This is a genomic window from Jatrophihabitans sp. sgz311053 (assembly GCF_056135305.1).
In genome coordinates, this window is sequence record NZ_JBWAXP010000002.1 from 1581716 (window position 1) to 1594933 (window position 13218).

The window sequence follows — 13218 nt, forward strand, 5'->3', positions numbered from 1 at the left end:
GGGCGTGCGAGGGTGGTCGGCATGACCGACGTGGTGCTGGTGCACGGGCTCTGGCACGGCGGCTGGGCCTGGGACGGCGTCGCCGCCGGACTGCGTGAGCAGGGCATCGTCGTCCACGCACCGGACCTCGCCATGCGGTCCCTCGCCGGGGACGCCGCGACGGTCCGGGCGGTGCTGGACGCTGCACTGGACACCGCGACAGCCCCGGTGCTGCTGGTCGGGCACTCCTACGGGGGCGCGGTGATCACTGCGGCGGGCGACCACCCGGCGGTCGCGCGGCTGGTGTACCTCGCTGCCTTCGCCCTCGACGAGACCGAGAGCATCTCCCGTGTCGCGGTCGGGCAGTACGACGCCGCTCCCTACCCGGCGGCGCAGGAGATGTTCGTCGTCGACGGTGACGAGGTCTCGATGAATGCCGAGCGGGCCGTCGACGTGCTGTACCCGCAGTGCCCCGCCGCGGCCGCGGCGTCGCTGGCCCGCGTTCGGCCGGTGGGCCGGGGATTGTTCCGGGAGCGGCCGGGGTCGGTGGCGTGGCGGCAGCGGCCGGCGTCCTACGTCGTCTGCGCGGACGACCGCATGGTCGAGCCGGCGCTGCAGCGGGTGATGGCGCATCGGTGCAGCCGCGATGTGCGGGAGTGGAGCAGCGATCACAGCCCGCAGGCCAGCCATCCTGACGAGGTCGTCGCGCTGCTGGCCGAGCTACGGGACGGACTCGGCGAGCGGGGCTGAGGCCGACGCGGGGCGCCTCGTGGTGAGTCGCGCCAGAGCTCGTTCGGCGGCCCGGCAGGCGAGCGCGCTCACTCCCAGCACCGCTACCGCGACGATGCCGTCAGCCCAGAAGTGGTTCGCCGTCGCGACCACCACCAGCACGGTCACCACCGCATGCGCCGGCCCCAGCCAGCGCCACGGCCCCGATCCGATCCGCCACACGGCGACACCGACGAGCACCGCCCAGGCGACGTGCACCGACGGCATCGCCGACAGCTCGTCGGCGCCGAAGACGTTGCCGCCGTAGACGGACTGTCCGTAGCGGGCGGCGGTGTCCACGTAACCCGGCAGCAGCCGGGGCGGCGCCACCGGCAATAGCTGGATCACCAGGCAAGCGAAGGTCGTCAGCGCAAGAACCCGACGCACCGGGCGGTAGCGGTCGCGGTGGCGCAGGAAGAGCCAGAGCAGGAAGACGAAGAGCCCGCCGAAGTGCATGGTGGCGTAGTAGAGGTTGAGACCCTGCGCGACCAGGTCGTTGCCGGTGAGGGCGCGCTGCACCGACGCCTCGGCAGGCAGGTGCAGCGAGTGCTCGGTCCGTTCGATCCACTCGGCGCGGGCCAGGGCGCCGGAGGTCCCGAGCAGTGACAGCGTCCCGGCGAGCTGCCACAGCGTGTAAAGCGCACCGATGATGGTGGCCTCGCGGGCGATCGGGGCGGCGATGCGGAGCCGACGGGACCGCGCGACGCTGAGCCCGGCCGCCGCGAGTCCCAGGCCAGCGGTCAGCACCGCGGCCTGCTGCCAGTCGAGGGCCAGACTCTGCACGGGCTCACTATGCCGTGCCGCTAGCGTGGTTGCGTGATGCGCCGCCCGTGGTTGTTGTTCGCCGCGATGTGCGTGATCTGGGGCGTGCCGTACCTGCTGATCCGGGTCGCGGTCCGGGACGTCACGCCGGGGACGCTCGTCTTCCTGCGGACGGCCATCGGTGGGCTGGTGCTGCTGCCCTTCGCGCTGCGGGCGGCCGGGACCGCGGGCTTCCGGGCGGTGTGGCGGCACTGGCCGGCCCTGGTCGGCTTCTCCGCCCTGGAGCTGGCCGGACCCTGGCTGCTGCTCGGCGAGGCCGAGCAGCAGCTGTCCAGTTCGGTGACGGGGCTGCTCATCGCCGCGGTCCCGCTGGTCGGGCTCCTCGTCGCGGTGGCCCTGCGCTCGGACGACCGCCACGGCGGCCCGCTGCGTTGGGCGGGGTTGCTGCTGGGGCTGGTCGGTGTGGCGGTGCTGCTCGGCCTGGACCTGGGCGACCTGCATCCCGGGGCGCTGGTCGAGGTGAGCCTGGTGGTGATCGGTTACGCGACCGCGCCGGTGATCCTGTCGCGCTACCTCGCGCAGCTGCCGAGCCTGGCGGTGATCTGCTCGTCGCTGCTGCTCGTCGCGGTGAGCTACCTGCCCTACGCGGCGCTGCGCATGCCGCCGTCGGTGAGTGCGCAGTCGGCCGCCGCGATCGTCGCGCTGGCGCTGGTCTGCACGGCGCTGGCCTTCGTCGTCTTCTTCGCCCTCATCGACGCCTGGGGGCCGTCGCGTGCGACGGTCTTCACCTACGTCAACCCGGCGGTGGCGCTGCTGCTGGGCATCGCCTTGCTGGACGAGCCGTTCACCCTCGGCATCGCCGTCGGCTTCCCGCTGATCCTGATGGGATCGGTCCTCGCCACCCGCGGTGCGGGACGGCGCGCCGAGGTCCTGCTGCCGGTCACCACCGGCGAGGCCGGGCTCGCCGCGACGGTGACCGACTGATACCTACCCGACAGGGTCATCCGTGACCTGACTGCCTGACCGGTCGCCCGGTTCAGTCGATGCGGACCTCGCCGCGCGGGGTGCTGAAGGTGGCGGCGACGAGGCCGCTCTCACCCTCGAAGGGCGAGAGCCATTCGACGGCGAGACCATCGAGCGGCTGCCGGGCCGAGGTGCCCAGGTAGGCATCCACCGCCGATTCGACGCCGGCGATCTCCAGGCCGGTGAGCCGGATCGCGGAGCCGCCGAAGGCGGGGTGCTCGCGTTCGTCGATGTCCCACTGCGCGAAGAAGGGCAGCTGCGGGTCGTCGGCGACGTCGTTGAGGCCGATCTGGCGCCACCGCAGGTCGAAGCCGTCGGGACGTCGCCGGTGCCCCTGGGCCGCGGGGCGACCCAGCCGCTCCTCGACAGGGGCGATGTCGTCCACGCGGATGGCCCAGGCCAGCCAGCCACCGCCGGTGGCGGCGCGGTCGCGGACGGCCCGGCCGAAGGGCGCACGGTCGACGGCTGGGTGGTCCAGCGGCGCGACGATCTCCAAGTAGGTCATGTCCGCCAGCGGGAGCACGACGTTGCGGGTGCCGAACGACGGGTGCAGGCCGCCGTCGGTGAACCCGGCGCCCAGCGTGGAGCCCAGTCGCTGCATGCAGCCAGCCAGACCCTCGGGGCCGGCGACGTAGGAAAGATGGTCCAACCGCATGGCGAACATGGTGACCCACCGCACCGACGTCCTCGCACCCACCCCCGGGCCCCCGGTCGGCGGTCAGCTGGTGTACAGGTCCAGGGCGGCGGGTCGGCTGCCCGTCGCGGCGACGAGCTCGGCGCCGACGCCGCCACACTCCGCCCACGCCGCCGCGATGTCGTCCGCGTCGTCGACCCGGCCGCCGGCGACGACCCGGCGGACGAGCGCGGCGGCCAGCTGCCCCTTGCTGAGCTTGCTGGTGTAGCTGATCACCGCGTGCCCGCCGCGCGGCGCGGGGGAGAGCACCCGCACCGTCACCGCGCGTGCCGAAGTCTCCCCGCGCGGACGCCACATCGCCTGGTAGTCGCTGGAGCGGAGGTCCACGATGGTGCCACGGAGCAGCACGGTGGGCAGCACCTCGTCCAGCACCGGTCGCCAGAACGTCCCGGCGACACCGAGGCCCGGCAGCACGGCCTTCGCCGGGACGCGATAGTCCGGGACAGGCTCGTCGCCGCGGAGCACCCCGAAGAGGCCGGAGAAGATCCAGGTGCTGCGTGCGGCCAGCCGCTGCTCGGCGGCGGTGAGCGAGCCTACGTTGTAACCGTCGTACACCACGCCGGCGTAGCGCTGCAACGCCGGCATGGTGCGGCTCTCCCGGACGGCGGCGTCGGCGGCGATCGCCTCGACCGCGGCCGAAGGCGGCAGCAGCAGCGCCGTCGCGGCGGCGTCGGCGTCGCCGGTCACCAGCTCTCGCAGGGCCGTCGCCGCGCGGTCACGCGCTGCGGCCAGGGGCCCGGCATCGTCACGGTCTCCCAGCGGACGGCCCCGTCCGCCGGGGTTCTTGGCCTCGCTCGGCGGCAGCAGCAGGTGCACCGCGGCAGGCTACGGCAGGCTGCGCGCGGCCCGATCCGTCGGGCCGTCGAGCTCGGAGAGCCGCTGACGGACCGTCGGCCATGTCAGGGCGAAGCCGTAGTGCAGGGGCAGCGTGGCGACCTCGTCGAGCGGCCACCACTGCAGCGCGTCGCTCTCGGCATTGTCGGGATTGCGACCGACCTCGGGCCGGGCGGCGACCTCGGCCAGGACGGTGGTGTACGACCAGGGACCGTGATCGTCGACCAGCTCGGCGAGGACGGTGACCTCGTCCGGGTCCAGGGTGGTCTCCTCCCTGGTCTCGCGAAGGGCGGCGACGACGGCGGTCTCGTGACCGTCCCTCGCGCCGCCGGGAAGCGCCCAGGTGCCGCCGTTGTGGGTCCAGCCGGCCCGCAGCTGCAGCAGCACCGAGCCCTCGCTGTGGACCAGCAGGCCGGCCGCGCCGTGCCGACCCCAGTGCGTCTTGCCGCAGGCGCAGCGCACCCAGCCGTTGCCGTCGCCAGCGGGCACGCCTTCACCCTTCGTCACGGGGTGCGCGGATCGCGCGGAAGTTGTGGTGACGCCGACCCGCCAGGTCGCCTCTCGGCAAAAGGCCGCTCGTGGCGGCAGTTGTGGGACCGGGGGCCATGGATCGGGCCGACGCCGTGCTCCACGGTACCGACTGCACCACCGGGGTTGCCACGGCCGGTTCGCCGACGCGCCAGGTCGTGCCGGAACGTATCGTGGAGGCCGTGCTTTTCCAGCAGGGACCGACCGACGCCGGCGTGTGCGCGTGAGCGGCGGTGACGCGCCGCGGCCGCATCGTCCCGCGCTCTTCGCCGACCTCACCGAGATGATCGACGCCGCCGGTGGCGATGCCTCGCCGAGCGCTCGCGCGGAGATCGCCGCGGCGACCGCGGCTGCGCTCGTCGATGCGGGACGGACCCCCGGCCCCGATGCCGCGTCAGCTGAGGATCGCTTCGTCGCGCTGGCCGACAGCGTGGGGTTGGACACGCTCGCGGCGTTGTGGCGGGACAGCGATCCGGTCAGCCTGCCGGGGGCGCTCTGGGCGCTGTACCTGCTGCGCCAGTGGTGCCGCACCGACACGGCCACGGTCACCCGGCTCTGGCGGGCCGGCGAGCCGCTCGCCGGCGCAGAGGCCGCCGTGGCCGGCCTGCCGGCCTACGCCGACGACGAGGCGGTCCGGGCCTTCGCTGACGCCGTCCTGGCGGGCATCTTCCAGCGTGACCTGGCCGTGGCGCTGGAGCGGGCGGCGGCGTTCTTCCGCGTCGTCGGCGCCGGACGTCGCGCGACCGGTCCGAGCCCGGCACCGGAGCCGCGGGGCGGGCGTGCGGACTCGGCGGTGCCCGAGGACGCGCTCGCGGAGCGCAACGACCGCACCGCCGCCGCCCTCACCGCGGCCGCCCGGTCGTGGCGTCGCGGCGAGCTGCACTAACGCGTCACCGACAATCCTCGCTCGCCGCGAGTGGGGCGCGGCTGCGGGTGGGCTCGGTCGATTAGCACACCGGTCGGACGAATCCGATGCGCCGATCCACATCCCGACGTGTCGTCCACAGGCCGAGCCGGACGGGCCGACAGGACGCCTGCCGGCGGCAGGCTGCGGGGTATGACGACTCGATTCGCCGGTGGTGCCGCCGGTCGCGACGGACCCGGTAGCGACCTCGCGGGCGCGCGGATACGCATCAACGGACCTGCCGAACTCGTGCAGGCCGTCCCCTACATGCTGGGCTTCCATCCGCGCCGCAGCCTGGTGCTGGTGGGGCTGCGCGACGACGGTGGGCATCGGGTGACCGCCCGCCACGACCTCGCCGACCTCACCATGGGCCCCTACGCCGGACTCACGCCCGACGGTGCGGCGATGATCGCGACGGTGGCCGAACGCATGGCGGAGGCGGAGGTCCAGAGCGTGGTCGCCGTCGTCTACCACGACGAGGCCGCGGCCGGTGGGCGTGCGTCGCCGGCGTGCAGTCGCGTCTCTCGCGACGACGACGGTCGGCTTCCCTACGACATGGTGGCGCTCGCGCTACCCGACCTCGTCACGGGGACCACCGCCGTCGGACTGTCGGAGGGGGTGGTCCTGCTCGACGCGCTGCTCGTGGCCGATGGCCGCTGGTGGTCCTACGACTGCGTGGCGACGCAGTGTTGCCCCGACGAGGGCTCACCGTTGCCCGAGGCTCCCTCGGACTACGCCACCGACGCGGTGGTCCGCGGCGTGGTGCCGCTGGCCGACCGGGAATCCTTCGCCCGCCTGCTCGAACCGCTCGCCGACCGGGAGCGGCTGGCCGCTCACCTCGCCGCGGCCGAGGAGGCGGCGATGACCGCCGGCGTGGACGGCGACGGTCGGCGGTATCGGCGGGCTGTCGTCCGCGCCCTCTTCGCCGCCGCCCGGGCCTCGGCGGAGCCGTCGTGGCTGCCCCCGGACGCCCCCACGGTCGCCAGGTTTGTCGCGGCGCTGGGATCGCTGGCAGTGCGTGACGCGGTCTGGATGGGGGTCGAGTCAGGCCGCATCGACGGCCGGCCGCTCTGGCGGCACCTGGCTCGCCACGCCCCCGAGCCCTACGACGCCATGCCCCTGTTCCTCTACGGCTGGGCGAGCTGGCGTGACGGCGACGGAGCGTCGGCCAGCATCGCTGCGGAGCGGGCCGTCGTCAGTGACCCGGGCTGCAGCGCCGCCGACCTGTTGCTGGCCGCGCTGTCGCAGGGCGTGGACCCGCGGACGTTCCCCCGGCTGCGGAAACCGTCGTGACCACTCGGGCAATCCCCGGGTCGGACGACCGCGGGTCAGGCGACCCGGACGAAGACGTAGTCGGCGATGTCGCGACCGAAGCTGGTCCGCGGCCCCTCGTCGTGCCAGACCTCGACGCCCTCCGACGACGGCGCGACGTTGATCTTGTGGCCCGGTCGCATGCCCGCCTCGCTCAGTCGGTGCAGCAACTCCGCGTCGGGCTGCAGGATCTCACCGATCCGCTCCACCTCGACGAGGCCGCCGCTGCCGGCCGCGACTGTCAGCGTCACCAGGCGCCGGCCGTCGTCGTCGCCGGTGGTGATGCCCAGTTCGTCCAGACCGGGGATGGGGCTGCCGTGGGGGCAGACGAGCGGACGTTCGAGGAGCGCGACGATGCGTCGCTCCACCGCCTCGCTCATGACGTGCTCCCAGCGGCAGGCCTCGATGTGGACGTCCTCCCAGTCCAGCCCGATGATGTCGACCAGCAGCCGCTCGGCCAACCGGTGCTTGCGCATCACGGCCACAGCCTCGTGCCGGCCGAGGTCGGTGAGCTGCAGGTGGCGATCGTCGGCGACGTGCAGCAGCCCGTCCCGTTCCATCCGGGCGACCGTCTGGCTGACGGTGGGGCCGCTCTGCGACAGCCGCTCGGCGATGCGCGCCCGCAGCGGCACGATGCCCTCCTCCTCGAGTTCGTACACCGTCCGCAGGTACATCTCGGTGGTGTCGATGAGCTCGGAGTGGTGACTCACTGGTCCGCCTCTCGTCCGTGCCCGGATCGTGCGCGGGCTGAGGGAACTCTAGTCGAGGTAGTCACGCAGGACCTGCGAGCGCGACGGGTGGCGCAGCTTGGCCATGGTCTCGCGCTCGATCTGCCGGATCCGCTCCCGCGAGAGCTTGAAGGTCCGGCCGATCTCGTCGAGGGTCTTCGGCTGGCTGCCGTCAAGGCCGTAGCGCATGCGCACCACGGCTGCCTCGCGTGCGTCCAGGGTGTCGAGCACGTCCTGCAGGTGGGCCCGCATGAGGCCACCCTCGACCACGGTCTCGGCGGCCGAGGAGGAACGCTCGTCGGCGATGAAGTCGCCGAGGGAGGCGTCGTCGTCGGTGCCGACGGTCTGGTCCAGGCTCACCAGGTCGCGGGAGAGATCGATCAGCTCGCGCACCCGCTCCTCGGTGATGTCCAGCTCGTGGGCCAGCTCCGCGTGGTCGGCTTCGCGGCCGAGCTGCTGGCTCATCTCACGCCGAATGCGCTGAAGCTTGTTGACCTGCTCCACCAGGTGGACGGGAAGCCGGATCGTGCGCGACTGATCGGCCATGGCCCGGCTGATCGCCTGGCGGATCCACCACGTGGCGTACGTCGAGAACTTGAAGCCCTTGGCGTAGTCGAACTTCTCGACGGCGCGGATCAGCCCCAGGTTCCCCTCCTGGATGAGGTCCAGGAACGGCATGCCGTGACCGGTGTAGCGCTTGGCCAGCGACACCACCAGGCGCAGGTTGGCCCGCAGCAGGTGATCCTTGGCGCGCTCACCGTCGATCATCACGGCCCGGAGGTCCCGGCGCCGGGCAGGGGTGAGGCCGTCGTCGGTGGCGAGCAGGTGGCTGGCGTACAGGCCGGCCTCGATGCGCTTGGCGAGCTCCACCTCGTCCGCAGCGGTCAGCAGCGCGACCTTGCCGATCTCGTTGAGGTAGACGCGGACCAGGTCCGCCGACGCCGCGACCTCGTCGAGGTCCAGGGTGCCGCGGACCGGCTTGGCCGTCCCGGCAGCGTCGTCGCCGTCGGCCGATGCCGCCGCAGTGGTGGCGGTCGCCTTGGCCGCCGTCTTCTTCGCCGGCGCGCGGCGGGGCTTGGCCTTCGAGCCGGGGGCGGCGACGCCGTCTCCGGACGGGGCCTCGGCGGTCATGCCGGTCTCGGCGGCGTTCTCGACCGCGGCCTCGGCGGTGACCTCGGCGGTGGCCTCGGCGGTGGCGCGGCGGGCGCTGCGGTGGCCCCGCGCGGTGACGGCGGAGTCGCCGCTGCGGCCCGCGGCCGGCCGGGTCTTCTTCGCCGGCTGCTGGCCGGTCTGATCTGCGGCGGCCGAGACGGCGCCGCTCTGCTCGGACGTGGTCTCGGGGGTCGTCGGGGTCGTTATGGACGTCGTCACTGTGGACCACCTCGTGTTGCTCGGAACGTGCGATCCCGGTCGTGGCGACCGGGTCGCTGTCGGCGACCTGCCTCGCGTACTCAACAGGTTGCGCGCTGTCAAATGTTCGAACGTGCGAGCGGGGGTCTGGTGTTCCCGCCGATAGGGCGCCCTGTGATGATGCTCAGGGAGAACTCAGCGACGGGCACCACCGCGGTCGGTGACGCCGCGGTACCGGCCTCAGATCTCGATCATGACTGTGATGGGCCCGTCGTTGACGAGTCCTACCCGCATGTCGGCGCCGAAAACCCCGGTCTGGACCGGTATGCCGGTGTCGCGCAGCGAGTCGACGAAGGCCCGGAAGATCGGCTCGGCCACCGGGCCGGGTGCTGCGGCCGCCCACGTGGGCCGTCGCCCCTTGCGGGTGTCGCCGTAGAGCGTGAACTGGCTCACGGCGAGGACGGCCGGGGGAGGGGCGGCCCCGTCCTGCTCGGCGCCGTCCTGCTCGGCGCCGTCCTGCTCGGCGCCGTCCTGCTCGGCGCCGTCCTGCTCGGCGCCGTCCTGCTCGGCGCCGTCCTGCTCGGCGCCGTCCTGCTCGGCACCGTCCTGCTCGGCGCCGTCCTGCTCGGCGCCGTCCTGCTCGGCGCCGTCCTGCTCGGCGCCGTCCTGCTCGGCGCCGTCCTGCTCGGCGCCGTCCTGCTCGGCGCCGTCCTGCTCGGCACCGTGATCGGCAGCCGGGTTGGCGGCTACGTCGTGGCTCCCGTCAGTGTTACGAGCAGCCGAGTCGGGCACGCCGTCGGAGACGCTGCGCTCACCCCGCAGGATGCGCAGTCCGGCCACCTTCCGCGCCACCTGTGCCGCGGTCGCCTCGGTGTCGGTGTGCGTGACACCCACGAGGACGAGCAGTCCCGGGCCGATCGTCGCGACGACCTCGTCGGCGACCGTCACCGACGCCGACGTCACGCGCTGGACCAACGCCCTCATGCCGCACCGCCGCTCGCGGCGCGGGCGCCGAGAGCAGGGCTCGGGTCGAGCGGGAGCAGCAGGCCCCGCTGGACCAGATCACGCAGCACCGGGGCGAAGTCGACGGCCAACCGCTGGGGGTCGTCTCCGCTGGTCGCGGCCAGCAGCTCCAGCGCGGTCTCGGGAGTGGCACCGAGGTCGCAGGCCGACAGGACGCCGGAGACGGCGTCATCGGCCTCGATCTCCCAGCGCATGCCGTGGCTTTGCCGAAGCCGCTGGCGCACGGTGCGCCAGCCGCCCTCGGGGCCGACGAGGTCGTCACGGCTGCGGACCAGGTCAGGGGCGACACCGAAACGACCGCGGAGCAGCTCGTCGTCGCCGACCTGCCGCAGCAGGCGGTACCGGTCGTGCCATGCGGCGATCTCCGCGCCGATCGGCTGGGCGTGCGCCTGCGGCACGTCCTCGATGACCACGTTCGGGTTGCGGCCACCGTCCGGCGCAGGCACGGGCTCGTCCTCGGTTCGCCACAGCGTGATGAGACCCATCCCCACGGCCACCACGCCCTGGCGTGCGAACCAGTCCAGCCAGGCGTCGTACCGGCGGGTCCACTCCGCGGTGCCGGGACGGTGCCCGGCGTCGCGGAGCCACAGCGCCACGTACTCACCGAGCTCGGCGGTCTCGCGCTGCCAGACCCAGGCGTCGACCCCGCGGGACGGGAACCAGCCGGCCAGCCTGTCGCGCCACCGGCCGTCGGCCGGCACGATCCAGTTCGCCAGCAGCTGGGCGGTGCCGCCGGGGGCGAGGACGGACGGCAGCCCGCCGACCAGCTGCCGGCAGAGCGCGTCGCCGGCCATCCCGCTGTCGCGGTACTCGTGCTCGCGCTCACCCGGTGACACCACGAACGGCGGGTTGGCCACCACCAGGTCGAACTGCTCCGAGGCGACCGGCTCCAGCAACGATCCTTGCCGCAGCGCCCACTGCGTTCCGCTGAGGGCGGCGGTCGTGGCGGCGCAGCGCAGCGCGCGGTGGCTGATGTCGGTGGCGGTCACCGCGTTCGCATGCCGGCTCAGGTGCAGCGCCTGGACCCCACAGCCGGTTCCCACGTCCAGTGCGCGCCCCACCGGACCGCGCGGGGTCGCCTGCGCCAGGCTCAGGGCGGCGTTGCCGATGCCGAGCACGTGCTCGTGGCGTAACACCCCCGGTCGGACGTCCGACCCGAGGTCGGAGACCACCCACCAGCTCGATGCGTCCCCGGCCTCGGCGTACGGGCGGATCTCCCATCCGGCCCTGGCCCCGTCGCCGTCGGCGGTCTCGACGAGTCCGGCCGCCAGCGCGGCAGCCATCGGCAAAGGGTGCAGCGCGCGGCCGACAACGTCGAGCGGAACCACCTCGCCGAGGAGGAACAGCCGGATGAGGGCCGTGACGGGGTCGCTCCACGTGGCCCGGTCAGCTTGCAGGGTCCGAGCGACGCCGGCGAGATCGCCACGCTCATGTGCCGCGCGGCCGACGATCCCGAGGCGCTCATGGACGCCGTCGGTCGTGTACTCGGCGAGGGCCTGGCGCAGCAGGTCCAGGCCGCCGGCGTCGAGCAGGGGAGCAGGGGAGAGTCCGGGGCCGGGCATGGGCCCATCGTCTCGCACCCGGCAGCCGTGGCCACCAGTCCCGCAGAGTGGGACCTCATTCGGTTGCGCGAAATTGGTCCGCGCGCAGACGAGCATTTCGGACACCGCGGTGCGACGATGGATTCATGCGGCGTTCTCAGTCAGCTCCCCACGCGGCACAGCCTCAGCTCATCACCAGCGCGCCCGAGAGCAGCGACGACGAGTTCGACCGCCGCAAGAAGAAGTACGCGATCATGATGTCGATCCGTGCCCTCTGCGTGATCCTGGCGGCGACCACCTACCAGGTGTCGATCCTGCTGGCGCTGGCCTGCGTCGTCGGCGGCATGGTGCTGCCCTGGTGCGCGGTCATCATCGCCAACGACGGCCCGGTGAAGAAGAAGGTGCCGCCGCCGGTGTACCGGACCCCGCTGACCACGGAGCGCGCGCTCACCGCCGGCGACCGGGACCGGACCATCGATCTCTGAGCCGGTCCGGGCTCGCGCCCGGCCTCGGTGCGGCACACTGTGCGCATGTCCGACACGCAGGTTCTCGAGAAGCCGAGCACGTCCGATACGGACACCGGTCCCGAGATGTTCCACTACGTCCGCAAGAACAAGATCGCCGAGAGCGCGGTCATGGGCACCATGGTCGAGGCCCTCTGCGGCGAGGTGTTCCCGGTGACGAAGAGCCCGAAGCCCGGCTCACCGGTCTGCCCCGCCTGCAAGGAGATCTACGAGAGCTTGCGCGCCTGAGGCTCCCGCCGACCGGCGGACGCCGGATCGTCGGCGGCAGGCTCGTCCCGTACCCGGCGATCGACGCTGGCCGCGGGCTCGTCGACGACCGGCAGCGGGCCGGAGAAGCGCTGCCAGTGCCGCGGGTCCAGCACCCGCGGGGCGCGCTTCTTGGCAGGCTTCTGCGCCTCGACGACGGCGTTGAACTCCGCCCCCAACAGGACCCCCAGGGCCAGGACGAAGAAGAAGAGCAACGCCGCGATGGGGGCAGCGAGTGTCCCGTATGCGTGGTTCTGGTCGAGGATGAACGCGATGTACTCGCGCAGCGCGGCCGACCCGCCCAGGAAGACCAGCAGCGCCAGCGTCGCTCCGGGCAACCCCCGGTGCCACGGCATGCGCCGCGGTGGGGCCAGCTTGTAGAAGGTCGTCAGCCCGAACATCAGCAGCAGGATCAGCACCGGGTAGTAGCCGATGTCGATGAAGGTGCTCACCGTCTCGCGCCGGTCGGCCGGGAAGACCCGACGCAGCAGGTCCGGACCGAGGACCAGCATCGGCAGCAGGAAGACCCCGAGGATCACCGTGCCCAGGAAGAGCCACAGCGCGAGCAGCCGACTGCGGATCGGACCGCGCAGGTCGCGCTGGCCGTAGGCGATGGTGATGGTGTTGACGAAGGTCGCCGTCGCCGACGATCCGGCCCAGAGCGCCAGGATGAAGCCGATGCTGATGACATCGGCACGATCGCCGCGCAGCACCTCCCGCAGGATCGGCGCGATCACCTCCGAGACGACCTCCTGGCTGAAACCGCGGGCCAGGGTGTTCTCGATCTGCTGCTCGGTCCGGTCGACCGTTCGCGCGCCGAACCATCCCGAGACGTAACCGAGCGAGGCGACGAGGGCGAGGAAGAGCGACGGCAGGCTGAGCATCTGCCAGAAGGCGGCCTCCGCCGAGAGCCCCAGCACCCGGTCGTGCCAGGCCTTGGCCACCGCGCGCTTGAGCAGCACGGGGGTCAGGCGCACGGCACGCGCGACGCGACGGACAGGGG

General features: G+C 72.9%; 15 protein-coding genes and 2 pseudogenes. 7 read left to right on the forward strand and 10 right to left on the reverse strand.

Annotated elements, in window-relative coordinates:
• Positions 1–21: 21 nt before the first annotated feature.
• On the forward strand, positions 22–729 hold the full coding sequence (locus AC0NZQ_RS16350) for an alpha/beta fold hydrolase (RefSeq protein ID WP_474531021.1): 708 nt from the start codon (positions 22–24) through the stop codon (positions 727–729).
• Here the strand turns inward: AC0NZQ_RS16350 and AC0NZQ_RS16355 are convergent.
• Positions 700–1530 (reverse strand): phosphatase PAP2 family protein, encoded by an 831-nt coding sequence (locus AC0NZQ_RS16355; protein ID WP_474531023.1) that lies wholly within the window; start codon positions 1528–1530, stop codon positions 700–702. The genes AC0NZQ_RS16350 and AC0NZQ_RS16355 overlap by 30 nt on opposite strands.
• A gap of 36 nt (positions 1531–1566) precedes the next feature.
• Here AC0NZQ_RS16355 and AC0NZQ_RS16360 point away from each other — a divergent pair, with 36 nt between their 5' ends.
• Positions 1567–2493 (forward strand): DMT family transporter, encoded by a 927-nt coding sequence (locus AC0NZQ_RS16360; RefSeq protein WP_474531428.1) that lies wholly within the window; start codon positions 1567–1569, stop codon positions 2491–2493.
• 52 nt (positions 2494–2545) lie between these two features.
• Here AC0NZQ_RS16360 and AC0NZQ_RS16365 read toward each other — a convergent pair whose 3' ends face one another.
• The 3 genes from AC0NZQ_RS16365 to AC0NZQ_RS16375 all read right to left on the reverse strand — a co-directional run bounded on the left by AC0NZQ_RS16365 (position 2546) and on the right by AC0NZQ_RS16375 (position 4549).
• Positions 2546–3187, reverse strand: coding sequence for a VOC family protein (locus AC0NZQ_RS16365; protein WP_474531024.1), 642 nt, complete (start codon positions 3185–3187; stop codon positions 2546–2548).
• Between the two features lie 63 nt (positions 3188–3250).
• On the reverse strand, positions 3251–4042 hold the full coding sequence (gene yaaA, locus AC0NZQ_RS16370) for a peroxide stress protein YaaA (RefSeq protein WP_474531025.1): 792 nt from the start codon (positions 4040–4042) through the stop codon (positions 3251–3253).
• A 9-nt stretch (positions 4043–4051) separates the two neighbouring features.
• Positions 4052–4549, reverse strand: a complete 498-nt coding sequence (locus tag AC0NZQ_RS16375) for an NUDIX hydrolase (protein WP_474531027.1) — start codon at positions 4547–4549, stop codon at positions 4052–4054.
• 116 nt (positions 4550–4665) lie between these two features.
• On the opposite strand from AC0NZQ_RS16375, the gene AC0NZQ_RS16380 reads away from it, so the two are divergent.
• From AC0NZQ_RS16380 to AC0NZQ_RS16390, 3 genes are all read left to right on the forward strand, one after another.
• The gene (locus AC0NZQ_RS16380) at positions 4666–4815 is read left to right on the forward strand and encodes a hypothetical protein (RefSeq protein WP_474531029.1); all 150 of its coding nucleotides are present in this window, start codon (positions 4666–4668) and stop codon (positions 4813–4815) included.
• Positions 4812–5474 carry a hypothetical protein gene (locus tag AC0NZQ_RS16385; protein ID WP_474531030.1) on the forward strand — a complete coding sequence of 221 codons (663 nt, stop codon included), beginning with the start codon at positions 4812–4814 and terminating at the stop codon, positions 5472–5474. The genes AC0NZQ_RS16380 and AC0NZQ_RS16385 overlap by 4 nt, the downstream gene beginning before the upstream one ends.
• A 171-nt stretch (positions 5475–5645) precedes the next feature.
• Positions 5646–6785 carry a DUF4192 domain-containing protein gene (locus AC0NZQ_RS16390; RefSeq protein ID WP_474531031.1) on the forward strand — a complete coding sequence of 380 codons (1140 nt, stop codon included), beginning with the start codon at positions 5646–5648 and terminating at the stop codon, positions 6783–6785.
• A 35-nt stretch (positions 6786–6820) separates the two neighbouring features.
• On the opposite strand, the gene AC0NZQ_RS16395 is transcribed toward AC0NZQ_RS16390, so the two are convergent.
• From AC0NZQ_RS16395 to AC0NZQ_RS16415, 5 genes and pseudogenes are all read right to left on the reverse strand, one after another.
• Positions 6821–7513: an iron-dependent transcriptional repressor DtxR gene (locus AC0NZQ_RS16395; protein WP_474531032.1), complete on the reverse strand. Its 693-nt coding sequence runs from the start codon at positions 7511–7513 to the stop codon at positions 6821–6823.
• A gap of 48 nt (positions 7514–7561) precedes the next feature.
• On the reverse strand, positions 7562–8902 hold the full coding sequence (sigB, locus tag AC0NZQ_RS16400) for an RNA polymerase sigma factor SigB (RefSeq protein WP_474531033.1): 1341 nt from the start codon (positions 8900–8902) through the stop codon (positions 7562–7564).
• A 219-nt stretch (positions 8903–9121) separates the two neighbouring features.
• A pseudogene (locus AC0NZQ_RS16405) lies at positions 9122–9352 on the reverse strand (D-aminoacyl-tRNA deacylase); the annotation flags it as partial.
• Between the two features lie 351 nt (positions 9353–9703).
• Positions 9704–9865, reverse strand: a pseudogene (locus AC0NZQ_RS16410) (D-aminoacyl-tRNA deacylase); the annotation flags it as partial.
• On the reverse strand, positions 9862–11466 hold the full coding sequence (locus AC0NZQ_RS16415; protein ID WP_474531035.1) for a DUF7782 domain-containing protein: 1605 nt from the start codon (positions 11464–11466) through the stop codon (positions 9862–9864). The gene AC0NZQ_RS16415 and the pseudogene AC0NZQ_RS16410, both read right to left, overlap by 4 nt.
• A 125-nt stretch (positions 11467–11591) precedes the next feature.
• Here AC0NZQ_RS16415 and AC0NZQ_RS16420 point away from each other — a divergent pair, with 125 nt between their 5' ends.
• Together AC0NZQ_RS16420 and AC0NZQ_RS16425 are read left to right on the forward strand one after the other, a co-directional pair.
• Positions 11592–11930, forward strand: a complete 339-nt coding sequence (locus tag AC0NZQ_RS16420) for a DUF3099 domain-containing protein (protein ID WP_474531036.1) — start codon at positions 11592–11594, stop codon at positions 11928–11930.
• Positions 11931–11975: 45 nt separating this feature from the next.
• The gene (locus tag AC0NZQ_RS16425; protein WP_474531037.1) at positions 11976–12197 is read left to right on the forward strand and encodes a DUF3039 domain-containing protein; all 222 of its coding nucleotides are present in this window, start codon (positions 11976–11978) and stop codon (positions 12195–12197) included.
• Here the strand turns inward: AC0NZQ_RS16425 and AC0NZQ_RS16430 are convergent.
• Positions 12176–13192 carry a YihY/virulence factor BrkB family protein gene (locus AC0NZQ_RS16430; RefSeq protein ID WP_474531038.1) on the reverse strand — a complete coding sequence of 339 codons (1017 nt, stop codon included), beginning with the start codon at positions 13190–13192 and terminating at the stop codon, positions 12176–12178. The two genes, AC0NZQ_RS16425 and AC0NZQ_RS16430, sit on opposite strands and share 22 nt — an antisense overlap.
• Between the last annotated feature and the right edge of the window lie 26 nt (positions 13193–13218).